The organism is Commensalibacter melissae, assembly GCF_009734185.1.
Taxonomy (GTDB): domain Bacteria; phylum Pseudomonadota; class Alphaproteobacteria; order Acetobacterales; family Acetobacteraceae; genus Commensalibacter; species Commensalibacter melissae.
On sequence record NZ_CP046393.1, the window covers coordinates 381,185 to 405,712 of the forward strand.

Here is a 24,528-nt window from a genome sequence, read left to right on the forward strand (position 1 = left end):
ATTGCTGCTGCCCCGGAACGAATGAGCTTAACAAAAAAAATTCAACGTGTTAACCAGCTAAAAATAGAACGTAATGCGGTTATTCTAGCACATAATTATCAAATTCCCAAAATTTTCCATACGGTTGCTGATATCGTTGGTGATAGTCTTGCTTTGGCACGGGAGGCTGAAAAAATTGACGCGGATGTCATTGTTGTGGCAGGCGTACATTTTATGGCAGAAACGACAAAATTACTCAACCCTGATAAAACAGTTCTTATTCCCGACTTGAAGGCTGGTTGTTCTTTGGCTGAATCTATTACGGCAGAGGATGTCATGGGATTACGTAAAAAATATCCAGGTATTCCTATTATTACGTATGTGAATACTTCAGCGGCGGTTAAAGCGGCTTCGGATATTTGTTGTACATCAGGGAACGCCAAAAAGGTTGTTGAAGCGCTTGGAGTTCCGAGGGTCATCATGATTCCTGATGAGTATCTGGCACAAAATGTTGCAAAACAAACCAACGTCGAGATTCTGACATGGAAGGGGCATTGTGAAGTTCATGAACGATTTACACCACAGGAAATCAAGCAGTTGAAAGCTGAATATCCAGAGGCTGCAATCCTGGTGCATCCTGAATCCCCTCCTAAGGTGATTGAAGCGGCTGATTTTTCTGGATCTACGGCTGAGATGTCAGATTTCATCAAGCAAAAAAGATCTGATGAAGTGATTTTGCTGACTGAATGTTCAATGAGTGACAATCTGGCAGTAATACATCCAGATATCAAATTTATTCGTGTATGTAATCTATGTCCTCATATGCAGCGTATCACATTGGATAATATTTTGACGTCGTTGGAAGAAAATAAATATGAAATCACGATTGATCCATCTATTGCTGATAAGGCACGCCTTTCCATCAAAAGGATGTTAGAAATATGAAAAACATTATGCAGTCACCTGTTGTCGTGATTGGCAGTGGATTGGCTGGATTAATGACGGCATTACAACTTGCGCCATTGCCGGTTTTGCTTTTGACGCAGGGAAAGATAGGACAGGAGACATCCAGTATTTATGCGCAAGGTGGAATTGCGGCGGCCAGTCATGAAGAGAAAGATAGCTCCGCGCATATAGAGGATACTTTAAGGGCTGGAGCGGGATTATGTGATCAAAAAGCTGTCGCTACCATATTGGACGATGGAAGAAAGGCAATTGAAGTATTGGAGAAATATGGTGTTATTTTTGATCATGATCGCCATGGCAGGCCTAGGCTCGGGTTAGAGGGTGCACATAGTCATCGGAGAATTTTTCATATTGATGGAGACGCTTCCGGGCGGGGTATTATCAAAGTGTTGACAGAGGCGGTCTTGCGAACCCCCTCAATAACTGTAATGGAAAACACTATTGCGGTTCGTCTTCTAAAGGATAAAAATAAAATAAGGGGGGTAATAATCCAAATAGAAGGTCAATTCAGGTCAATCGTGACATCCACTATTGTGTTGGCCACCGGTGGTATTGGCGGGTTATTTGAGGAAAGTACAAATCCTTTGCAAAATTATGGTCAAGGTCTGATTTTGGCGGCTGATATTGGTGCTGTATTAGCTGATCTGGAATTTATTCAGTTTCATCCAACCGCACTTGATGCAAATATTTTTCCAAAGACTTTAATCAGCGAAGCGGTTCGTGGGGAAGGGGCTGTTTTGGTTAATAGTGATAACCAACGGTTTCTGGCCAATACAGAAGGACAGGAATTGGCATCCCGTGATGTTGTGGCAAGAGCAATTTATCATCAGACTATTCAGGGTAAAAAAGTTTATCTTGATGCCAGAAAGGCTTTAGGCAAAGGTTTCAAGACACGTTTTCCAACCATTGCACAGTTATGTCATCAAGTCGGTATTGACCCTTCAATGGATTTGATTCCTGTCAAACCCGTTGAACATTTTCATATGGGAGGCATTAAGACAAATTTGAATGGAGAAACAACGATAAAAGGTTTGTGGGCAGTGGGTGAGGTTGCTTCTACGGGTTTACATGGAGCAAATCGTTTGGCCAGTAATTCATTGCTGGAAGCTACAGTTATGGCCATGCGGGCAGCCAAGGCAATTTTGGATAATCATCCTTCCATTCAAAGTAATGATAATGAGATAGATGAAACTGGGATTGTGATTTCTGACCGTTTACCTTTTGTAAAAAAGATAATGCAGAAAGATTTAAATATCATTCGAGATGAGGATACTTTGAGATCGGCAATTCGGCAGTTTCTTACCCTGGTTAATGAACATGATGATCAATATGTCCTTAATCCAGAACAAATTGCCCTGATGATAGCAGTGAGTGCGTTCTTGCGGAAAGAATCTCGAGGGGCACATTATCGACAGGATTATCCTGCTACGCTTGAAAAAGCCAATCGATCTTTCATCAGTTTTGATCAGGCATATCAGTATGCCAAGACATTGTGATGTTATTATATGAAATTAATTTGTTTATTATAGATTTATCAGAATATAGAGGTGACTATGACGATTCCAGCTTTGCCCCATATCCTAATTGAACCCATTATTCGCAATGCGTTATTGGAAGATCTAGGGTTGGCTGGGGATGTAACCACTAATGCAGTTATTGATGAAAATCACCACTCCAAAGTGGCGATGGTTTCAAGAGAGACTGGTATATTGTCAGGAGTGGATATCGCTTCAATGGCTTTTACCTTAATTGATCCATTAGTTCATGTAGATTTAAAGAAAAAGGATGGAGATATATTAAAGCCGGGAGATGTGATAGCAATTATTGAAGGGTCATCCCGTGCAATTTTGACAGGTGAGAGAACAGCCTTGAATTTTATGAGCCATCTATCTGGAATTGCCTCGGCAACTCATAAGATTGTTAAATCTATTGAAGGAACCAAAACACAAGTTGTTTGTACGAGAAAAACAACACCAGGCTTACGCATGATGGAAAAATATGCCGTGCGGTGTGGTGGTGGAATGAATCATCGTTTTGCCTTATATGATGCCGTTTTGATTAAAGATAATCATATTGCAATCGCGGGTGGAATACGTAAGACGCTTGAACAGGCTAAAAAAAATGCAGGGCATATGGTTAAAATTGAAATAGAAGTAGATACGCTGGATCAATTAAAAGAAGTCATGGTATTGGGTGTTGATGCCGTTTTGTTAGATAATATGGATCCTGAAACTTTAAAAGAGGCGGTTGCGATTGTTAATCAACGTGCCATCACAGAAGCTTCTGGGCGTATCAATCCCGATACGGCTCGGACATTTGCTGAAAGCGGTGTTGACTTAATTTCTGTAGGTTGGATAACCCATAGTGCGCCTATTCTCGATATAGGACTTGATTTTATATCGTGATAGATGAACAAACAAAAGGTTTCCAGTAATGGAAAAGGATCATTTTATGCAAATGGAGGAATTCATTACATACTGTCAGGCTGGACGTTCCATTTCCACTAACGAAAAAGAATTGATGCAGCTGTTATACCAATGTGCCTTTGAAGCGCAAAAAATAATAATGGAATTAAACAAATAGTTTTCATACGCAAAAAGAAATCGTTGATATTTTCAGTAGTCTGACAGGAAAAACTGTAGATTCATCTTTTGTTTGATTTCCTCCTTTTATACTGATTTCGGTAAAAACATTCATATTGGTAAAAATATATTTTTTAATACAAATTGTTCTTTTCAGGATAGGGGAGGAATCCTTATTGGTGATCACAGTGCTATAGGCATGAATGTTACGATTGCTGCATTAAATCATGGTTTGTGGATATAAGAGATCGTGGTACGATATATCCATCTTCTGTTAAGATTGGAAAACATGTTTGGATGGCTCCAATGTCACAATTTTGTCTGGTGTTACTATTCATGATTTTTCAATAATCGGTGCCGGTGCTGTTGTAACTAAAAATGTACCCTCTCTAAAAGTGTTTATGCAGGTGGGCCGGCAAATTGGATAAAAAATATATAGAAAGATATATATGATGCATCTACTGCCATTGACCATAAAATTATTGAACAAATTCAAAATAACTGAAAATTACAATTTTGTATTATTGAACAGGAACACAATTCATTCTTTTTACTTTTAGCAAATTACAAGCTTGTAAGGCTGTTGCATAGCTTAATCCTCCTAATTTGGCTCGGTATAATGTTTTTCCGTTTTTCTGAACGGTTTCAATATTTGGGTACGCCAGGACCAGTAAACTGGCGGCTTTTTGTTTTGCGATTGCAATTGCGTGATTAGCTAAATCTGTGGATGTAAAAGCTCCAACTTGAATATTCCAGTTACCTTTTGTTGATATATAATAATGTCTACTGCTAGGGGAGGTTCGAATAATAGAGGGTGCTTTGGGTTTTGCTGAATAATAAGCATTGGATGAAGTTGAATTGTTATGGATATTTGCATCATATGCAGGATGATAATTGGATGGAACAATTATGATTGGAGGTTCATTGGCATTGTCTGATGCAATTGCATGTTCATTATCTTTGACAATAAATTTTTTAAGTTTGTTTTTACTTTCAGAAGGCATAACCTGTGCTGTTGTAACCATTTGAACGGGGATGTAGGTTTTCGGTGAATAATAAGCCTCGAGTGGTAATGGGGTACGAGTATTTTTTTTGGCGTAAGGTCCGCCAAAAATTGCAAAAGGTCCACTCATAGGTACTGAATTTCCCAGATTGGGAGTGACGGAAATCATGTAGTTTTTGGTTGCCTTTGGCAATGCGGTTCCTCTTTTTAGATAGGCATCCAAAGTTCCAGGTCCACCATGGTAAGCTGCAACAAAGCCGGGAGCACCGTATTTATTATACAAGGTGCGGATATATCCCGTTCCAGCCATGATATTATCATGCGGATCATATACGTCATTTCCCAAATTATAGCGTTTTGCTAAATCTTTATAAGTTGTTGACTTGATTTGCATCAATCCCTTTGCTCCATGAGGTGAAGTGACTGGTCGTTTGTTATAATATTGATATCCTCTCGTTTCCTGTAAAATGATGGCCCGTATCCATTGATCAGGAACATTGAAACGTTGTGAGGATTGATTGATATATGGACCCCAGGGATCAAGAGGGGGGCCTGGAGGGTTCCATTTTTTAGGATAGCCAGGCATGAAATTGCTATATCGTGAAGAAATGCCACCTTTTCCATTATAAGAATGCTTTCCTCCGCCACAGGCAGAGAGGCAAAGCAGGGAAAACAAAAGCAAAAATTGCATTGGAACATAAAAATTTTTGCGAATTGTTTCCTGCATGGTTTTTTGATTTCTTTGAAAAATACCGACTATAAAATTTAAGTTTCAGATGGTAACAGATATAATCATTTTTGTTAAAAGCTATTCTATGATATTTGGTCAGAAATTGGAGGTTATATAGTTTATTTTGAATATTTCAGGTTGACATTGGAAAGGATATTTGTTTTGATAGCTGAATAAAAGCATCAAGATAATTAGTTAATTGGTCGGCCTTGCGTATTCCAATAAATAACTGTTTTGGAATCCCTTTTTTTCCCAGTTTGACAGGAAAGATTTCAAAGCGTTCTTTATTTTCCTGTACCAACCAATGTGGTAGAGCCGTAACGCCTCGATTATTTTCAACCATTTGTAAAATTATATCCGTTGTTTCAATTGTTTTATGACGACGTGGCATTATACCCTTTGGTGCCATAAAGAGACTATATATGTCCAGTCGATTTGGTTCTACAGGATAAGTTAAAAGAGTTTCTGAGGACATTTGTTCTGGAGTGATATAAGGTAAATTTCTGAAAGGATGTGAAGGTCCAACAATTAAGATCTGTTCATAATTAAAGACAGGTTCAAAATGGAGGTCAGACTTAATAATCGGGTCAGGCGTTATTAAGATGTCTATTTCATAATTCAGTAGCGCCCCTAAACCACCGAATTTAAATTTTTGTTTGACATCGAGTTCAACCTGAGGCCATTGTTTCAAGTAGGGTGAGGTAACTTTAAGCAGCCATTGATAACAGGGATGACATTCCATGCCAATTTTTAGACTGCCAATACTCCCCTGCGCATATTGTTTCAATTTTGATTCATTATGTTCGATCTGAGGTAATATGCGATGGGCCAGCGTCAATAATTCCTGTCCCGCCTGAGTTAGCTGCATGTATTTTCCCTCCCGTCGCCATAGGCTGACCTGCAAATTTTGTTCGAGTTTCCGGATGGCGTGGCTTAAGGCGGATTGTGTCAAACACAAATTGACAGCCGCGGCAGTCATTGATTTTTGCGTTTCGATTTCCTGAATAATTTTTAAATGAATGATTTCAATCATGAATGCAAGATTATATCCTATGAATAAAGTTAATGGATCGATGAAATAATATCATTTTATTTTATGCTGTTATCTGAATAGGGTGTTTAGAGCAAAATCTGATGTTGAATAGGCAAGTAAGGAATAAAAAATGGTAACAGTACATAATCTAGGATTTCCTCGAATTGGTGTAAAGCGTGAATTGAAATTTGCGCTTGAAGCGTACTGGCAAGGAAATATTTCCTCAGGTGAATTGGAACAAACAGCCCAAAATTTACGGCAGTGTCATTGGCAGAATCAAAGTAAACTCGATCTTGTTCCTGTTGGGGATTTTTCCTATTATGACCATGTTTTGGATACAAGTTTTCTTTTTGGTAATATTCCATCACGTATTCAACAACAGCAAGGGGAGAAATTAGATCATTATTTTCAGGTTGCACGTGGACGTTCGGGTGGAAAAAATTCTTGCCTTTGTCACGTTGCGGCAGGTGAGATGACTAAATGGTTTGATACAAATTATCATTACATTGTACCGGAATTCACCAAGGATACACGGTTTGTTTTAAATAGCCAGATTTTACTAGATCAATTGAAGGAAGCGAAAAAGAAAGGTTTAAAAACAAAAATTGTATTGTTAGGGCCAGTAACCTATTTATGGTTGGGAAAAGAACAGGATAAAAGCGACAAACTAGCTTTGTTGCCTGCACTTTTGGAACAATATCAAGCATTATTGCAAGAGTTGGCAGAACAGGGGGAAAGCTGGGTTCAACTTGATGAACCAATTTTGGTGACAGAGCTTGCAGAAGAGTGGAAAAAGGCACTTGTTTCTGCCTACAAGGTTTTGAAACAGGCACCAATCTATATTTTGTTGGCAACCTATTTTGGAAAGTTAAAAGAAAATATAGCTTTATTGCCAGAATTGGGGGTGCAGGGGTTTCATATTGATGCCATAAATGCGCGTGATGAAATTCCTGCCATAATTAAACAGCTAAAAGATAAACAAGTCCTTTCATTGGGAGTTGTTAATGGGCGTAATATCTGGAAGACGGATTTGAATGCTACGCTTGAATGGCTAGAGCCTATCTATGCTATATTAAAAAAACGATTGTGGCTGGCCCCCTCATGTTCATTATTACATGTTCCTGTTGATCTGGAACGTGAAAGTAAAATGGATGCGGAAATTCGTTCATGGCTTTCTTTTGCGATACAAAAACTCGATGAAATTACTGTTTTGGCTAAGGCTCTAAATGAAGGAAGAGAGTCAGTAAAAGAGGCGTTATCTAGTAACCAGGCTTGTCTGGATAACAGACGTCAGTCAAATAGAGTTCATAATGATAAAATTAAAAAACTATGTCAGTCGATAACATCGGAATTGGGAAACCGGAAAGGTGCCTATGCCGATCGTATGGAATTACAGCAAAAAATCTTGAATTTGCCATTGTTGCCAACAACTACAATTGGTTCATTCCCACAAACTCAGAATATACGCCAGATTAGAAGTCAATTTCGTAAGGGTGAACTTTCCTTGAATGAATATGGCAATCGTATGAAAGAGGCGATTGCTTATTGTGTCGAACAGCAGGAATCACTGGGATTGGATGTTTTGGTTCATGGCGAGCCAGAACGGAATGATATGGTGGAATATTTTGGTGAATTGTTACAAGGATATGTTTTTAGCCAACAAGGTTGGGTTCAATCTTACGGTTCCAGATGTGTAAAACCCCCGATTATCTTTGGAGACATTAGTCGTCCTGAACCAATGACGGTTGAATGGATTACTTACGCCCAATCTTTAACGGCACAACCGATGAAGGGCATGTTGACGGGACCTGTAACCATGTTGAACTGGTCATTTGTAAGAGATGATCAACCACGTTCGGAAACCTGTTATCAATTGGCTATGGCGATACGTCAAGAAGTGTTGGATTTGGAAAAGGCAGGTATTCGCATTATTCAAATTGATGAGGCGGCTTTACGGGAAGGATTACCCCTGCGTCGTTCAGAATGGCAAAGATATCTGGACTGGGCAATTCGGTCTTTTAGAATAACAGCGAATGGAGTAAAGGATCAAACGCAGATTCATACCCATATGTGTTACTCGGAATTCAATGATATTATTGCTGCTATTGCCCAGATGGATGCTGATGTCATTACAATTGAAACCTCACGTTCTCACATGGAGCTGTTAAAAGCGTTTGAGGAATTTGAATATCCAAACAGCATCGGCCCAGGTGTTTATGATATTCATTCTCCCAATATTCCAACAGTAGAATCAATTGTTCATTTAATTCATCAGGCTGAAAAATATATTCCTGTTCAAAGGTTATGGATTAATCCAGATTGTGGCTTGAAAACACGTCAATGGTCAGAGGTTATTCCTTCATTGAAAAATATGGTACAGGCAGCGCAGATCTTGAGAGAGGAATATAAAAAAAAACACATTAAATAGTATCGAAAAGGACTGATCAATAAAAGATCAGTCCTTGATTTTTATTTAATATATTTCTAAAAATATATCGGAAGGATTGAAAGTAATTTTTTTGGCGAATTGAATAATAATAGATTTTGTTTTATGATTAACTATATTTAATGGTTCAATGTTATTTTCCTTTTTTAAGGAGGGGAGTAATTATGACTAAATTAACATCAAAACAACGTAAATCTTTACCAGATCAGGAATTTGCATTGCCTGATGAGCGTAAATATCCCTTGGATACAAAAAACAGAGCAAGGAATGCCAAAGCAAGGGCGTCTGAGGAATACCATAAAGGCAATTTAACAAAAGAACAGGAAGAAACCGTTGATCGTAAAGCTGATCAGGTTTTGAAAGAGAAATAATATACGGAAGAATAAACCATAAAGGGTTATAGATATTGGTTAATTATCGATTTCCTATCTAATAGGATTAATTAATCCTAGAGTTTCCAACTCTTTTCTCAGCTTTTTAGGTAATTCTGCTGATATATTTGTATGGCTTAATGGCAAATCCTTAGGCGCATCAGTGTTTTTAAGATATCGCCATCCCTGGAAAGGGCGAATTGGAATGGAAAAGGTACGAATTATTTCTGAATCAAGAATAATTTGAATGCAGGGATTTCCGTTTTCCCGTTGACCTGGAAGAAAATCAACAATTTTCTGTCGGCAACATAAAGTTCCGTTAATAACCCGGTATAGGGAACCATTTTTTAAGATTTCATCGGCCTGTTTCGGCATAAAACGTGTTAAAGTGTATGAATTTCCATTGTTATTCACGGCCATTTGTTCATTAATAATTTTCAAATGCGCAATATCTTGGATACCAACTGCAACCTTCATCATGTGTAACAAAATAATATTCCTATTTTACCAAGATATCTAAAATAGCATTTAACCGCATGCTTCCTGTCGGGGTTGTTTTCAACCGTTTTTGGTCCCACAAGATATAATCTTCTTCTACAAGCGCTTCTAAGATTTTCATATCGATTGCATTGGTTAAAGTCATATTGCATTTTTTTTGAAAGGCAATAGAATCAACACCCTCTTTCAAACGTAATCCCATTAATATCATTTCACGGGCTTTGTCGATTGAATTCAAGGCTTCCTTGATAATTAGAGCGTTACCATTTTTTTGCACTAATTCAAGCCAAATTTTAGGATTTTTCTTACGTTCTGTAGCATATAAAACAGCATTTTCTGTAATTCTGCCGTGTGCTCCTGGCCCAATACCAATATAATCTTGATAACGCCAATAGGCAAGATTGTGCCTGCTTTCCGCACCAATTTTAGCATAATTAGAAATTTCGTAATTATACATACCATATTGATGTGTCATTTCTTCCGTGGCAATTAATAATTCACTACTTAATTTTTCATCAGGGAGAGATAATTTCCCCTGTTTTTCATATTTGGCAAAAACTGTTCCTGGTTCTATTGTCAACTGGTAGAGTGATAAATGATCATGAGCCAAATCCAGTGCCATTTTTAATTCTTTCTGCCATTCGGAAAGGGTTTGTTCCTCACGTGCATAGATAAGATCAAAGGAAATTCTCGGAAATAGGCGTTTGGCAAGTGTTAAGGCGTCAATTGCCTGCTTTGCATCATGTTGACGACCTAACCTTTGTAGTGCTTGTTGGTTAAGACTTTGGATACCAAGGGAAATGCGGTTAACACCTGCCTGTTGAAAATCTTTTAACTTTTGGATTTCAACACTGGTTGGATTGGCTTCAAGGGTAATTTCAAGGTCCTCAGTAACAGGTAAATGCTTGATGGCATAATCAATCAATTTATGCACTGTTATAGGATCCATTAAAGAGGGGGTGCCACCACCAAAAAAAATTGAGGTTAACTTATAATTTTCAATATTTGAAATAGCATGACGTAATTCTTGAAGCAAAGCATGTGCATAAGTTTCCTGTGGAATGATTTGGGCAACATGGCTATTGAAATCGCAATAGGGACATTTGGACAGGCAAAAAGGCCAATGGATATAAAGAGCCAAGGGATCAGGCTTATGTTTTCTTGTCTTTTTTTCCAAATTTAATAATTTTATTTCATTCATCAAACAGCAATACGGACTGAAAGTTCAACAACCCGATCCACGGGAATTCTTAAGAAATCGGTAATCGGGCTGGCATTACGTAACATGAACATGAATATATTCATTCGCCATTTACTCATTTTAGAAATAGGTGCTCTTACAATTTGTTCCCTTGTTGTAAAATATGAAGCTTGTAAAGTATCAAAGAATTTCAGGTTGGGTTGAGTTTTCATCAGTTCAAGAGCGCGGGGTAAATTAGGCATTTCCATAAATCCGTATCGAATTATCACTTGATAAATATTGGGTGCGAGTTGTCGCATTGCAATACGGTGCCCACGTTCCGCCTCTGGTTGTTTCAGATTTTCAATAGTTACAAAAAATACATGTTCATGTAAAACTTTGTTGTGCCGAATGTTATGTAATAGGGAACTTGGAACAGAAAGAGGATCTGGTGTCATGAAAATGGCAATACCAGGAACCCTTGTTAAATGGGATTGAGGTAGGCGGTTTAAAAATGAGGCGATTGGTAAAGCACTTTGTGCCCGTTTATTATAAACCAGGGTGCGTCCTTTATTCCATGTTGTCATGAGGATGGTCAAACAAATTCCCAATAATAATGGGACCCACCCGCCTTGTGGAATCTTCAGGGCATTTGCCGAAAAGAAAGTGATATCAATGATAAAGAAAATTCCAAATGTACATGCGACTTTGTATATCGACCATTTGTAAGAACGGTTAAAAACCACAGAGGAAAGAATAGAGGTACAAGTAAAGGTTCCCGTAACTGCAATTCCGTATGCAGCGGCCAATGCATCAGAGGATTGGAAACTTAAAATCAATAAGAGGGACCCTATCATTAAGGCATTATTGACTTCAGGAATATAAATTTGTCCCTCTTCTCGTGCATTGGTATGTCGAATACGCAGCCTTGGAAAATATCCAAGTTGGGTTAATTGGCGTGCAAGTGAAAATCCTCCTGAAATTCCGGCCTGACTGGCGATAACAGTTGCAAATGTGGAAAGGATAACCAGAGGGATATTAAACCAATGAGGAGCCAAATAGAAAAACGGGTTTTCCAGAAATTTGGCATTGGAAAGAATGAGGGCACCTTGTCCAAGGTAATTTAAAGTCAGACAAGGAAGGACAAAACAGATCCAGCTGTAACGAATTGGACTTCTTCCAAAATGTCCCATATCAGCATATAAAGCTTCAGCACCTGTTACTGCCAAAACGACAGATCCAAGGGCAATAAACGCCATCCAACCGTGATGGATAATAAATAAAATCGCATGATGTGGAGAAAGAGCCAAAAGGATATAGGGATATTTCAGAACCTCATAGGCACCCAGAAAACCTATAGTCGCAAACCATATAAGCATGATTGGACCGAAAATTTTACCTATATGTTCAGTTCCCTTGCTTTGAAAACTGAATAATGCAACCAGGATTATAAGAGCAAGGGGGATGATGAAATTTTTTGTCTCTGGAAGAGAAACTTCCAGACCTTCAATTGCTGACAAAACTGAAATTGCCGGGGTAATCATTCCATCTCCAAAAAAAAGACAGGTTCCTGCAATACCGACAATTCCCAGAAATATTTTTCCTCTGGTTGTTTTTGATACACGTTGAGCCAAGGACATCAAGGCAAGGATTCCACCCTCTCCATTATGATCAGCGCGCATAACCAGCGTTACATATTTAATTGTAACGATTAATATTAATGCCCAGAAAATTAAGCTGACAACACCGAAAACCTCCCAGGACTTAATATTGCTGTGATGATTGGATACAACTAAAATTGTGGAACGTAGGGCGTAAATAGGGCTTGTCCCGATATCACCATAGACAACGCCCAGAACAGTCAACAAAATAGCAAAACTTAATGGTCTGATTTTATGTTCTGGTTGATCGGTTCCGAATTCTGTAACTTGGTTTTCCTGATCCAGTGATGGTAATACCGCAATCGTATCTTGTTTATAAAGTGTATCTGATGGAGATTCATTATCATTTTCTATTTTGGAAGGGGTTTTTCCCTCGATGATATTGATATCATCCGTACTTACGCTATCATTCTCTTCTTGGTTTGCTTCATTATCAGGGTTGATGTTTTCCTCATGAGAAGAAAGCATGATATATTACTCCACCTAGGTTGCAATTGCGGTAAATATTAAATTTGCAGCTGTTCATTATTGGAATGAATTATTTTTAGGATTTAAAGGGCGTGTTCCAAATATTCCAGTTCCCACCCTAACATACGTTGCTCCACATGCAATGGCTGTTTCAAAATCATTTGACATTCCCATTGATATTTCATTCAGACCAAATTTTCTGGAAAAATTGGCAAGTTTTCTAAAATGAGGAACAGGGTCTTCATGAACGGGGGGAATACCCATTACACCCTGAATTGATGATCCAAACCGTTTTTTGCATAATGAAATAAAATGATCCGCATCTTCGGGAAAAATTCCTGCCTTTTGCGGTTCTCTTCCTGTATTGATTTGGATGAAAAGAGTGGGGGACCGTCCTGTTTTCTGAATGGCTTTTTCAAGCGGGTCGAGAATTGACAGGCGGTCAACAGTTTCAATAGTATCGGCAATTTTAACGGCATCCAATAATTTATTGCTCTGGATGGGACCTATAATGTGCAGCTTAATATCTGGCTGTTCCGATAAAATGGGTGCAAATTTCTTTTTTGCCTCTTGAATACGGTTTTCACCAAATATCAACTGTTTATCATTGAAAGCTGCATATATTGATTCCACGGGATGAAATTTTGAAACGGCAACAAGTCGAATATCATTTGGTCTACGTCCAGCTTTACAAGCAGCCTGTTGAATTTTATCCCGTATAGAATTTAAATTTCGGCTTATATTTTTTTGGATTGAATCATGCATTTAATAAATTATATAAAATTAGAAATACATTTTATCATACAGTATCGGTAAGTTATTTCAAATAGGATTATTTTCACTGAAGTATTCAAATTAATCTTCACGAATTGGATTTTATTCCCATTCCCGTTGTCTAAGCTGAAGAATGGAAGTGTTTTTCTTAATATACCTGTTTTTTAAGAAAGAATAAAAGTACCAATCCTTGAGAAAAAAAGGGGTGTATTCATATAGAAACTTTTCCATGCGGCTCCAGCGAATATTTTTATGTTTTGTGCGTCTTTCCGATGGAATACACCAATGTTTTGGAGAGTAATAAACTTTACCAATTTTCAAAAGTCTATGAATAACCTCATGATCTTCAAAGACATAAGGCCATAATTTTTGATCAAATCCCCCAATTTGCTTTAAACTTTTAGTACGAAAAGTCTGTGCATATCCTCCAGCATGACATTGCTTGGGCATTAATTTTGATTTCAAATATATTTTCCGACATCGTTTTTGACTTTTGCGATTTTTAAAGGGCTGATAAATATCACAAGCCATCACGGCAGAATATTCTGGGTGACTTTCAAAGATCTGATTACAAAATTCCAAATAATGTTGAGGATAGTAAGTATCAGCATCCATGGTTGCCACAAAAGGAGTGGTGACATGATTTAATCCAGTATGTAAGGCATTTGTTTTGCCAGGAAGTTTTTCATTAATAAACTGCACTTCAATTGCAGGATAAAAATTCATAAATTTTCTGGCTATCTTTTCAGAATTATCTGTGGAATGATTATTGATTAGAATAAGTTTAAATTTTTGATAATTTTGTAATGCTATGCTTTCAAGAGTACCTGGAAGAAAGGTTGCTTCATTATAATACGGTAAAAGAATAGTCCAATTTTTCATTTAAATATAATTTCTAGGTTTATGTTGATAAAGTTTTTAAATATGAATTTAAATTCATTCGGGATTAAATTCTTTTATATTGGATTTATTTCTTTGGATAATTTATAATATTTTACTGTTAGAGTCTAAAGATAAATAATTAGTTAAGGTGAAATCTCGCAATTCTGGTAAAAATTGATTATCAGAAAAATGGAGCAGACAATGTAGTAATTTTATTTATTGAAAGTGAATATATTTACTATTTAATTCATTTAAAACTATAATGATTTTAAGTAAGAAAAGTTATAATTTTTTGAAAAAAGATATATCAATTAAGAATCATCTGTCATCGAAAGAAAATATCCGATCTGACAGAAATAATGATCCTACTCGACAAATTGCTTTTGATACTGTTTGTCAGATTTTTGATTGGAAACATCTTCCGTTAGAAACAGCATTAAAAAATGCTTTACCTGTTGATGTTGATCAAAGGGATAAGGCAGCAGCATATCGATTAATTGTCTGTATCTTGAGAAAAAAAGGAACATTAGAGGCGCTTGTAGAACCTTTTTTGAAACGATCGCCACCACAGCAAGTATCATGGATTATTTTGCTAGGAGTGGCTCAAATTCTTTTTTTGGAAACACCTGTACATGCCGCTATCTATACATCTGTAGAACTTGCGCGTCATAATGGATTTGCGAAGTTTACGGGTCTAGTCAATGCTGTTCTCAGGAGGATTTCTGAAAATGGACCAAGCATACTGAAGGATCTTGATCAAAATCGCTTGAATATCCCTGCATGGCTATGGAAGTCATGGAATCAGGCAGGATTTAATCCTCGTCAGTTGGCAACCCTGTTGGATAGTGAACCCCCTTTGGATATGCATTTTAAAACGAATGCTACTGTTCCAGAAGGAGGTGTGCAATTAATGAATAATCATTGGCGTTATTCTTGTCATGTAAAGGTTGAACAGCTTGACGGTTATCAGGAGGGGCAGTTCTGGATTCAGGATATAGCGGCATCTCTACCTGCCTATCTTTTGAATGTGAAGGAAAATGAAAAAGTTGCTGATTTATGTGCGGCACCCGGTGGTAAGACAGCACAATTAATTCAAGCAGGGGGAAATGTTGTTGCGGTTGAAAAAAAATCAATACGGTTAAAACGGTTGAAAGAAAATCTGAACCGGTTACAGATGGATGCAGTGTTGGTTCTTGGTGATGCTGGAAGTTTAAATTATCAAAATGAATTTGATGCGATATTACTGGATGCCCCCTGTTCTGCCACGGGTATTTTTAGACGACATCCAGATGTTTTGCATTTAAAAAAAGAAAATGAAATTCAAAGTCTTGTTAAGATTCAACGAAAGTTGATTGGTGCAGCGATCGGTTATCTAAAAAAAGGAGGACGATTAGTTTACAGTGTTTGCTCCCTACAGCGCTCCGAGGCAGAAGAACAGGCAGAATTTTTTAGAAATTTACCTGGTGTTAGGGCTCTACCATTTACACAAAAAGAAATTCCATTTTTAACTGAAGCATTAACAGAAGAGGGATGGATTAGGACGCTTCCTTCTATGTGGCAAGAAAAAGGCGGAATGGATGGTTTTTTTATCGCACGTTTTGTAAAAGAAGACTAATTAAACATTATTTCAAGTGAAATATATCTTTGTATTGGTGGACACGATAAAATCAAATCGTGTTTTTTCTGTTCAATTCATAAATTTTATCATAAACTGCAGTTAATAGTTTGACATAATATTTGAAAATTTTAGAAAGGCTGTAAATTGGATATAAGGGTTCCCTTGATTGCTCCCAGTGTTCTTTCGGCAGATTTTGCCTGTTTGGGAGAGGAAATTAGGGCGGTTGACAAACATGGTGCTGACTGGATACATCTTGATGTTATGGATGGTCATTTTGTTCCCAATATGACTTTTGGCCCAGTAGTTCTCAAATCTTTGCGATCTTATAGCAAGTTGTTTTTTGATGTGCATTTTATGATTGAACCTGTCGATCCTTTTATCGAACCGTTTGTTCAGGCGGGTGCCGATCAAATTTCTTTTCATATCGAGGCGGGGCCTCATGCGCATCGTTCCTTGCAACATATCAAATCGTTTGGAATAAAAGCCGGGATAGTATTATGTCCGGCCACACCTGCCAATGCAATTTCCGAGGTTATAGATCTTGTAGATAATATTCTAATTATGACTGTAAATCCTGGTTTTGGTGGACAGAAATTTTTATCCAGTCAATTAGCGAAAATTCGTGCAATACATGAAATGGTTCAAAAGTCGGGTCGTTCCATTCATATCAGTGTTGATGGCGGGATTAATGTTCAAACTGCACCCCTGGTGATAGAAGCGGGAGCCAATGTTTTGATAGCTGGAACTTCAATTTATGGTCAACCTGATTATGGTCAGGCAATAGATGCATTGCGGGGAACTAAAAAGTAAAAAATTTGCTAAATTATGACTTTCACCCATTAGGAGAAATGATTCAGAGAAATAGGGAGGCTTAGGATGGCTTTTCAAGAAATGGTAAAAAAAATCCGACTTTCTCTGGTACGATTACCTGCCATTGGTTATGGACAGATTCCCGAAGTTCCAGTATATATTTTGCGAGATTTATGGACCGGAAATTCTGTTTATGGTATGCATCTTGTAAAAGGGGAATTTATTTACCAGGATTATGTTATTTCCCTATATCCCGGTCAATGGGGTGGTAAAAACCTCTCCTGTGAAATTATTGGCAAACTGCATGGTTTTTCGTGGTTACGGGATATGCGAGAGCTAGGGACAGAAAATGCGCGTCTTGCAGCAAGAAATTTGGTGACGGATTGGATTGGCAATTCACCTTCATCTTATGATTCTGTTGTTTACAGACCGATTACCCTTGCAGATCGTATAGTGAATTGGTTGGGGTTCTATGATTTTTTTGCGGCATCAGCAGAAAAATATTTTCATCAACAATTTATGCGTCGAATTATGAAAGAAGGAAGATATGTTGTTGCCATGCTTCCTTTGGACAATCATACACATGAAAATTTTACGTTATTAAAGGCCGCTCTGGCTCTTGCATTATGTATGCCGGAACAATTTGATTTAATACCAAAAATCAGTAAATTCCTGCAAAGTGAACTGGCTGAACAGATTCTTGAAGATGGAATACATATTGAACGAAACCCTGAAATACAACTGTATGTATTGAGAGATCTGACCGAAATTCGTTTGATGTACCAGTTGATCAATATGCGTCCCCCTTCCGAACTTATTCTAGTGCTTGATAATGTCAGTCGTGCTTTAAGGGCATTGAGACATGGTGATGGCAGGCTTGCACTATTTAATGGTTCCAGTGAGAATGAGGCACATTTTATTGATCGTGTTCTGAGTAATTCCACACAAAAACGTGTCGCCATGACGGATATGAAAGCGGGTGGATATATTCGTTGTTTTGCCAATCGTTCAACTCTGTTAATTGACAGTGGTGTTCCACCGAAAAAGGTAGATATAAAATATCTTGGTGCTTTATCCTTTGAATTTTCTGCTGGTAAACAGAGATTAATTGTTAATTGTGGAGCTGGAGGATCATCAGCCTGGCGATCTGCATTGGCGGGAACCGCGGCTCATTCTGTTCTAAAATTATCCAATACAGAAAGTGTTTTACTGGAGGATAATCAATTAAAAGATTTAAATTTTAAAGTTGAATCAATTCATGAAATGACTGAGGGTGCCCATTGGGTGGAATTAAGTCATAATGGCTGGCAAAAAGCATATGGTGCAATTTATCATCGTAAATTTTATCTTTCAGCGGATGGTCAGGATTTAAGAGGGGAGGAAACGCTCGATTTTGATCAGTCTTATCCTTTTACTATTCGTTTTCATCTACATCCTTCGGTTAAAGTTGAAGAAAAATTGGTTGAAATTCGGAAAAATGAGAAGGAAAAAATTTTTGTTTTATCGTTTCAACATCCTCAAGAAGGTAAACAAATTTGGTGGTTCCGTTTTTCCGATGCAGAGGGAAAAGTTGAAAATAGCGTCTACTTTGGTGAAAAAGTTCGACTTGCGACTAAACAGATTGTTTTATATAATCTGCATCAATCAAAAAAAAATGATGTTGAAGAGAATAAAGCTTCTATAACTACTAAATTTGAGAAACAAGACAAACAATCGGTTTTAAACGAAGAGCAAAAAGAAGAAGGGTCTGATTATGTGGCTATTTTCCATAATCAAAACGATGATGCAAAAATATGGCAAAGAAACACTGCGGATCATGTTTCTGTTGGAATGCCTGAAGATTTTCCGGAAAAAACTTCAGAAATTCAGAGGCAATCAGAAATAAATAGTTCTCTAAATCATTCAAATATTAAGAATATTCAAAATGATAAAGAAAAAATAACTAAAATTCGATGGGCTCTGCGTCGTAAGGTATAAATGAATTTATGAAAATTTTGGAAATTGCACATGTTGATTTTGCCTTATATCAATTTCTACTTCCCTTAATGCGTAGGTTGCGTTCCTGTCACCATCAAGTCATTGGTGTTTGTGCAGAAGGAAGGTTATTGGAGAAAGTGAGACAAGAGGGATTTCAGATCCGAACCGTTCCTTTTGTCCGTTCTTTTTCGATCATAGGTCAGTTAAAAGCTTTTTGGATCCTTTACCGTATAATCAAGCTTGAAAAACCAGACATCGTTCATGCCCATATGTCCATAAGTGGCGTATTGGCACGTATAGCCGCTTTTTTATGTGGAACGCCTGTAATTATTTATACTTGTCACGGATATCTTTTTAATCAACCCGGGAAAGGTATAAAATCATGGATAAGACGTCTGTTATCCTTTGTTCTTGAATGGTGTTGTGGAAAAATTACGAATTTTTACATGACTGTCTCTCAGGAAGAGGCTCGAGATGCTAAAAGGTTGGGCATTCATTCCAATCCTATTTTTATAGGTAACGGTCGGGATCCAGCAAAATTCTTTTCTGATATTGCCCTGAAACAGAAATTTAGACAGGCAAACAAGATTCCACAGAATCATATAGTTTTTATGATAGTTTCCCGTCTTGTTCAACATAAAGGTTATCCAGAGTTAATCGTCGCTTTTTCTGCAATTGCAGAAAAGCTTCCAGAAGTTGAATTATGGATTGTAGGCGAAAGATTGCCTTCTGATTATGGTTTGGTATTGGATAAACTTTTTAATAAAGCACAAAAAAAATTGGGTAATCAAATACGTTTTTGGGGATATCGTCAAGACATAGATCAGTTGATGAAAGCTGCTGATGTTTTTGTTTTACCCAGTCATTTTGAAGGGTTACCAATGTCCATTATCGAGGCAATGTTAAGTGGTTTACCTGTTATAGGCACTTCAATACGGGGTCCCCGAGAACAAGTGCAGCATTCAGAAACAGGGCTATTGATCCCGCCAGGTTCTATATCTTTGCTATCCAGGGCAATGGCCTGGCTTGCCTTTCATCCAGAACAAAGAAAAAAAATGGGAGAAAATGGGCGGGCCAGGGCTTTATCAATGTATACCGAAGCTATCTGTCTGGATCGTGTTATGAATGTTTTTTCACAGATTGATGGGTTTGATAATCCCTTTTTATCCAAGCCTTGATCAAATCGAGGATAAAATCTTTTTCTGTCTGTGTTAAGGCCTGCCCCTTTTGAATATTATACCATTTTTCAAGGCAGCTGCGACAACAAGTTGCTGTGGCATGTTGGGCGATAAAAACAGGATGTCCTTTCCATGGCGTTTGTTTTCTATCATTTTTTGGAAAAGCAGGAGCCAGACGTTGATTGATGAAATCCGTAGCATGTTCAATTATTTTATCAAGGCCTTTATCGATTAGATATTTTCGTTCTTTTTCATGTAATGTAAATCTAGACCGGAATTTTGAATGATTAAGCCGATCCAAGATTAATTCTGTGGAAGAAGGAACCATTCTTGTGACTTTTTAATAAATAATTATTTCTGTGATTATCATAAATCAAACAAAATGTATATTATAATATTTGACAAAACTGTAAAATACGCATGATGTCATGACAATTAAAAAAAATACACGCAAAAAACGTGAACTCTTGTAAATAACCAAGGATGCACCAATTTGTCCGCCTATAAAAGAACCAACACCCATTATAAATGCACTAAAATAGTTGATTTGTCCGCCTGATATGAAGATACTGAGCGCGGTAATATTTCCAGCGATATTTAATGGTTTTGTAATTATTGTCGCAGTGTTAATACGTAATTTGTAAATCTGCATTAATGAAATTGTCCAGATCGCTCCTGTTCCAGGTCCAAAAAAGCCATTATAAAATCCAATTACAGTCCCCATCCATGGCAGTATTTTCGGTTTTATGGGCAACTGTCTTTTTTCAAGATTGAAATGTAGGTTTGGAAATAAATAATAATAAAGCAATATTGCCAATAAAAGCCATGGGACTATTTTGTTGAGGGCCTGATCAGCGCTGTATTGTAATGTAATTGTACCTATGGCAGATCCGATTACAGTGAAAAACAGAGGGATGGCAAGCCCATGAAAACTTAGTTGTCCGCTTTTCCAAAATCGTAATGTGGCTGATAATTCACCAATTGCTGATTGCAATTTATTTGTACCTAATGCAGGAATTATATTAATACCGGTAAAAAGTAGAGCGGGTACGGTTATTAAACCTCCACCACCTGCAAGGGTATCAATTGTCCCGGCTATTAAACCGATGAAAAATAGAAAACAATCATAAAAATAAAAATGCATTTAGAGATGTCTGTTTAATTGATTATAAAAAATCAATAAACTCATGGGGAATATCAAGATAGAGTGAATCAGCGTTATCAGGATCAGGATTAGTGATCAAATAGTCATCCAAGGTTCCTGTGCCAATTTTTGATCTCTGCGATTTTAGAAACTTGATTAGAACATTGTCGGATATTAAATGTGAGGTTCCCAATCCATTTTTAATATCTTCTGGGTTTCTTGGAATTCTGCGTCTGAGTTTTGAACGTTCTAGGAGGTGGTTCTGATCAGCATATTTCAAATGAAACAGCCATAAATCGTGCGCAAAAAGGGTTTCATTTTGACATCGATGAAAACCGGGTTCCCATCGCGTCGGAACTGATGAAACTGAGGGTTTGCATGACCAACTTTTAATGGTGCCCTTGGAACGTTGTTTTAAAATGGGTCTTGACCAATCAACAGGTTTTCCAATCAAAGGATCAATGATTTCCACACCTACACATCGACATGTTTTGGCAGAACATTGTGCAAGATATTCATGTAAGGAAGTCCAACGAGATGGACGGGGGATTATAAATTCATCTGTGTCAATACAAAGAACCCAGTCATAAAGTTTTAAAAGTTTATGCTGCCATTCGCTCATTATATTGACGCTATCTTGTTCATCCAAATACTTGCGACGTGGAATGTGCTCAACATAAATGTATTGTTCAGCTTTGACAGGCGGATCGCTGCCATCATCAAGTATGAATAAGTTATCTTTTCCTACTAGTCTGGCATAATGCCTGATCCATATGGGAAGCATGGTTGTTTCTTTATAGCATTTTGTAATGGCGGCAATGCGAAGGGGTGATGGAAAATTCATAATAAAATCATATTTAAAAAAAACTATTTTTTTAAAATATCATTTTTCTTTTGAATTGGACAGAATTGAATGTTTGCGTCCGTAATAATAATAGCCAAATACACCGATTACACTATAAATAAACATTAAGAGCAGTGGAAGTGGATTGTGATTAATTAGGGAATAAATCATGTCAATGATCAAGGGAAAAATCATGGTCAGGCAACATAGGATGCCGCAAACGGGAATATAGCCAATCCAGATATTTCTAATCTTGAATCCACCAAAGGGTACTTGAAAAGGTCGATGAATATTGGGATGAACATTCCGCTGCCATATAACCGTGAAACAGACAATACCAAATGCCAGAGAGGTTCCAAGGCTGATTAGGTCACTTATGATATCAATAGGTAAAAAAGCTGTCGTAATGGCGATGCTGAGGCTGAGGATAATGGTTCCTATCCAAGGTGTACAATGTTTAGGATGAAGTTTGCTAAAAATTGGTGGAAGCAATCCGTCCTGTGCCATGATGTAGAAAATGCGGCTTTGAGCATATAGCAAAACGAGCATTACTGAGCAAAGTCCGATAACTGCGCTAGATTTCAAAATCCAGGCCAGGTTTGGCATGTTCATATAATCAATTGCCAGGGCCAGTGGATCAGAAATGTTTAATTTTCTATAAGGAACAACCCCGACTAAAATTAGCGCTACACCAATATAGATCATGGTTGAAACAAACAAGGAAGCTATGATTCCAAAGGGGACGTCCTTTTTAGGATTTTTGGCTTCTGATGCGGCTGTGGAAACAGCTTCAAAGCCTATATAGGCAAAAAAAATTGTTGAGGCTGCCCGAAAAATGCCCCTGATTCCAAAATTCATCGGACCTGTTGAGGAGGGGATAAAAGGTGTCAGGTTTTCCAGTTTAATATAGTGAAATCCCAAAATTATAAAAAGAATTAATACTCCGATTTTTAAACTGACGATTATTGCATTAATTGTTGTTGATTCGGAAACCCCATATAAGAGGAAGATGGCTGCGATCAGAACAGATCCTGCTCCAATAAGGTCAAGGGACTTAACAAATACAATTCCTTTTCCATATCCACCAATTGCAGGTTGAATCATGGGATTATGTAGCCATGAAGCGATATGAATATGGAAATCTTTTAGTAGGGATACACTATAACTCGAAAATCCTGAGGCAACTGATACAGCCGATATTCCATATTCCAACAACAGTAACCATCCAACAATCCAAGCGAATTTTTCACCAAGTGATGTATAGGCATAACTGTAGGCCGATCCTGCAGTCGGCATAGTGGATGCCAGTTCACCATAGGAAAGGGCAGTAAATAAACATGCTATTGAAGCAATAATGAAGGATAAAAGAATTGCTGGTCCAGCAAAATTAGCCGCAGCTGTTCCTGTCATGACAAAAATGCCTGCGCCAATGGTAGAGCCGACCCCAATCATTGTTAAACGCCATGGGCCCAAACATTGTTTTAGACCATGTTTTTTTGAATCAAGTGTAAGTTGTTCCAGTGATTTGCGTTTAGAGAAAAAGGCCATATTTTTTGTGTAAAGGGTTAGGTAATAAACCAAAAGAAAGACAACATTTTATGATAAAATAAAATTCAGATATTTTACCTAACATAAAATGTATCTAATTCGGGAAAATTAAAGAGATATAAAAGAACAACGTTAATCTAAGGTTGATCAGATCTGTTCTTTAAAATTTTCTTAACGTAATTGGTAATTGTTTTTTCGATCTGCTCAGTTTGATCGGCAAAAATATGATCGGCATTAGGGATTGTATTATAGGCAACTTTGATGCCTTTTTGAGTGTTAAGTTTTTCAACAAGTTTGTCAATTTCCTGCAATGGGACAATGCTGTCGGATTCTCCTGCGATCATCAAACCACTGCATGGACAAGGTGCAAGAAAATTAAAATCATAGTGGTTTGCCAATGGCGCGATGCTGATCCATCCTTGTATTTCAGGACGACGCATCAAGAGCTGCATTCCAATAAAGGCTCCAAACGAATACCCCGCGATCCATAATTCCCTGGAATTTGTATTCGCCATCTGTAACCAGTCCAGGGCCGCTGCCGCATCGGATATTTCACCAATACCACCATCATATTGTCCCTGAGACCGTCCAACACCACGAGAATTATAACGTAGTACAGAAAAATTCATTTTTTGGAATGCACAATACATTGTATAGGCAATTCGGTTATTCATTGTCCCACCTTGCAGAGGATGGGGATGTAGGATTAAGGCAAGGGGGGCGTTAGGTTGACTGGAATGGTGATAGCGTCCTTCAAGACGACCTGCTGGGCCTGCAAACATTACCTCTGGCATAGAACGATCCGTTTATCTATTAAAACTGGCACAATTTGTAAG

General features: G+C 37.6%; 23 protein-coding genes. 11 read left to right on the forward strand and 12 right to left on the reverse strand.

Annotated elements, in window-relative coordinates; genetic code table 11:
• The first annotated feature begins 21 nt into the window (after positions 1-21).
• From nadA to GN303_RS08855, 5 genes are all read left to right on the forward strand, one after another.
• The gene (nadA, locus tag GN303_RS01715) at positions 22-924 is read left to right on the forward strand and encodes a quinolinate synthase NadA (RefSeq protein ID WP_231504072.1); all 903 of its coding nucleotides are present in this window, start codon (positions 22-24) and stop codon (positions 922-924) included.
• A complete protein-coding gene (locus GN303_RS01720; RefSeq protein ID WP_110439402.1) occupies positions 921-2,441 on the forward strand; it encodes an L-aspartate oxidase in 1,521 nt (506 codons plus the stop codon). Before nadA ends, GN303_RS01720 begins: the two co-directional genes overlap by 4 nt.
• A 57-nt stretch (positions 2,442-2,498) precedes the next feature.
• Positions 2,499-3,350 (forward strand): carboxylating nicotinate-nucleotide diphosphorylase, encoded by an 852-nt coding sequence (nadC, locus tag GN303_RS01725; protein WP_110439403.1) that lies wholly within the window; start codon positions 2,499-2,501, stop codon positions 3,348-3,350.
• Between the two features lie 28 nt (positions 3,351-3,378).
• Positions 3,379-3,528, forward strand: a complete 150-nt coding sequence (locus tag GN303_RS08805; protein WP_197037463.1) for a hypothetical protein — start codon at positions 3,379-3,381, stop codon at positions 3,526-3,528.
• Between the two features lie 292 nt (positions 3,529-3,820).
• Complete coding sequence (locus GN303_RS08855) at positions 3,821-3,955, forward strand: hypothetical protein (RefSeq protein WP_231504048.1); 135 nt, start codon at positions 3,821-3,823, stop codon at positions 3,953-3,955.
• A gap of 93 nt (positions 3,956-4,048) precedes the next feature.
• Here GN303_RS08855 and GN303_RS01735 read toward each other — a convergent pair whose 3' ends face one another.
• Positions 4,049-5,257: a lytic transglycosylase domain-containing protein gene (locus GN303_RS01735; RefSeq protein WP_110439404.1), complete on the reverse strand. Its 1,209-nt coding sequence runs from the start codon at positions 5,255-5,257 to the stop codon at positions 4,049-4,051.
• A 136-nt stretch (positions 5,258-5,393) separates the two neighbouring features.
• Positions 5,394-6,293, reverse strand: coding sequence for a LysR family transcriptional regulator (locus GN303_RS01740; RefSeq protein ID WP_110439405.1), 900 nt, complete (start codon positions 6,291-6,293; stop codon positions 5,394-5,396).
• Positions 6,294-6,423: 130 nt separating this feature from the next.
• Here GN303_RS01740 and metE point away from each other — a divergent pair, with 130 nt between their 5' ends.
• Entirely contained in the window at positions 6,424-8,721 is a 2,298-nt protein-coding gene (gene metE, locus GN303_RS01745; RefSeq protein WP_110439406.1) for a 5-methyltetrahydropteroyltriglutamate--homocysteine S-methyltransferase, read from the forward strand.
• Positions 8,722-8,903: 182 nt separating this feature from the next.
• On the forward strand, positions 8,904-9,110 hold the full coding sequence (locus GN303_RS01750; RefSeq protein ID WP_110439407.1) for a hypothetical protein: 207 nt from the start codon (positions 8,904-8,906) through the stop codon (positions 9,108-9,110).
• Positions 9,111-9,164: 54 nt separating this feature from the next.
• On the opposite strand, the gene GN303_RS01755 is transcribed toward GN303_RS01750, so the two are convergent.
• The 5 genes from GN303_RS01755 to GN303_RS01775 all read right to left on the reverse strand — a co-directional run bounded on the left by GN303_RS01755 (position 9,165) and on the right by GN303_RS01775 (position 14,573).
• Positions 9,165-9,590 (reverse strand): DUF1489 family protein, encoded by a 426-nt coding sequence (locus tag GN303_RS01755; RefSeq protein WP_110439408.1) that lies wholly within the window; start codon positions 9,588-9,590, stop codon positions 9,165-9,167.
• A gap of 19 nt (positions 9,591-9,609) precedes the next feature.
• The gene (hemW, locus tag GN303_RS01760) at positions 9,610-10,809 is read right to left on the reverse strand and encodes a radical SAM family heme chaperone HemW (RefSeq protein ID WP_110439409.1); all 1,200 of its coding nucleotides are present in this window, start codon (positions 10,807-10,809) and stop codon (positions 9,610-9,612) included.
• On the reverse strand, positions 10,809-12,917 hold the full coding sequence (locus tag GN303_RS01765; RefSeq protein WP_110439410.1) for a potassium transporter Kup: 2,109 nt from the start codon (positions 12,915-12,917) through the stop codon (positions 10,809-10,811). The genes hemW and GN303_RS01765 overlap by 1 nt, the downstream gene beginning before the upstream one ends.
• Before the next feature lie 57 nt (positions 12,918-12,974).
• Complete coding sequence (locus GN303_RS01770) at positions 12,975-13,682, reverse strand: YggS family pyridoxal phosphate-dependent enzyme (RefSeq protein ID WP_110439411.1); 708 nt, start codon at positions 13,680-13,682, stop codon at positions 12,975-12,977.
• 111 nt (positions 13,683-13,793) lie between these two features.
• Complete coding sequence (locus GN303_RS01775) at positions 13,794-14,573, reverse strand: glycosyltransferase family 2 protein (RefSeq protein ID WP_110439412.1); 780 nt, start codon at positions 14,571-14,573, stop codon at positions 13,794-13,796.
• A 292-nt stretch (positions 14,574-14,865) separates the two neighbouring features.
• Between GN303_RS01775 and GN303_RS01780 the strand changes: the two genes are divergently transcribed.
• The 4 genes from GN303_RS01780 to GN303_RS01795 all read left to right on the forward strand — a co-directional run bounded on the left by GN303_RS01780 (position 14,866) and on the right by GN303_RS01795 (position 20,156).
• Positions 14,866-16,188, forward strand: a complete 1,323-nt coding sequence (locus tag GN303_RS01780) for an RsmB/NOP family class I SAM-dependent RNA methyltransferase (RefSeq protein ID WP_231504049.1) — start codon at positions 14,866-14,868, stop codon at positions 16,186-16,188.
• Positions 16,189-16,335: 147 nt separating this feature from the next.
• Positions 16,336-17,001 (forward strand): ribulose-phosphate 3-epimerase, encoded by a 666-nt coding sequence (gene rpe / locus GN303_RS01785; RefSeq protein ID WP_110439414.1) that lies wholly within the window; start codon positions 16,336-16,338, stop codon positions 16,999-17,001.
• 66 nt (positions 17,002-17,067) lie between these two features.
• Positions 17,068-18,978 carry a heparinase II/III family protein gene (locus tag GN303_RS01790; protein WP_110439415.1) on the forward strand — a complete coding sequence of 637 codons (1,911 nt, stop codon included), beginning with the start codon at positions 17,068-17,070 and terminating at the stop codon, positions 18,976-18,978.
• A gap of 8 nt (positions 18,979-18,986) precedes the next feature.
• Complete coding sequence (locus GN303_RS01795) at positions 18,987-20,156, forward strand: glycosyltransferase family 4 protein (RefSeq protein ID WP_110439416.1); 1,170 nt, start codon at positions 18,987-18,989, stop codon at positions 20,154-20,156.
• Here the strand turns inward: GN303_RS01795 and GN303_RS01800 are convergent.
• The 5 genes from GN303_RS01800 to GN303_RS01820 all read right to left on the reverse strand — a co-directional run bounded on the left by GN303_RS01800 (position 20,098) and on the right by GN303_RS01820 (position 24,486).
• A complete protein-coding gene (locus GN303_RS01800; protein WP_110439417.1) occupies positions 20,098-20,484 on the reverse strand; it encodes a DUF4186 domain-containing protein in 387 nt (128 codons plus the stop codon). The two genes, GN303_RS01795 and GN303_RS01800, sit on opposite strands and share 59 nt — an antisense overlap.
• Before the next feature lie 45 nt (positions 20,485-20,529).
• Complete coding sequence (locus GN303_RS01805) at positions 20,530-21,300, reverse strand: sulfite exporter TauE/SafE family protein (RefSeq protein WP_110439418.1); 771 nt, start codon at positions 21,298-21,300, stop codon at positions 20,530-20,532.
• Between the two features lie 22 nt (positions 21,301-21,322).
• Positions 21,323-22,144, reverse strand: coding sequence for a glycosyltransferase family 2 protein (locus tag GN303_RS01810; protein ID WP_110439419.1), 822 nt, complete (start codon positions 22,142-22,144; stop codon positions 21,323-21,325).
• Positions 22,145-22,183: 39 nt separating this feature from the next.
• Complete coding sequence (locus GN303_RS01815; RefSeq protein WP_110439420.1) at positions 22,184-23,692, reverse strand: APC family permease; 1,509 nt, start codon at positions 23,690-23,692, stop codon at positions 22,184-22,186.
• A gap of 137 nt (positions 23,693-23,829) precedes the next feature.
• The gene (locus tag GN303_RS01820; protein ID WP_110439421.1) at positions 23,830-24,486 is read right to left on the reverse strand and encodes an alpha/beta hydrolase; all 657 of its coding nucleotides are present in this window, start codon (positions 24,484-24,486) and stop codon (positions 23,830-23,832) included.
• Positions 24,487-24,528 lie beyond the last annotated feature (42 nt).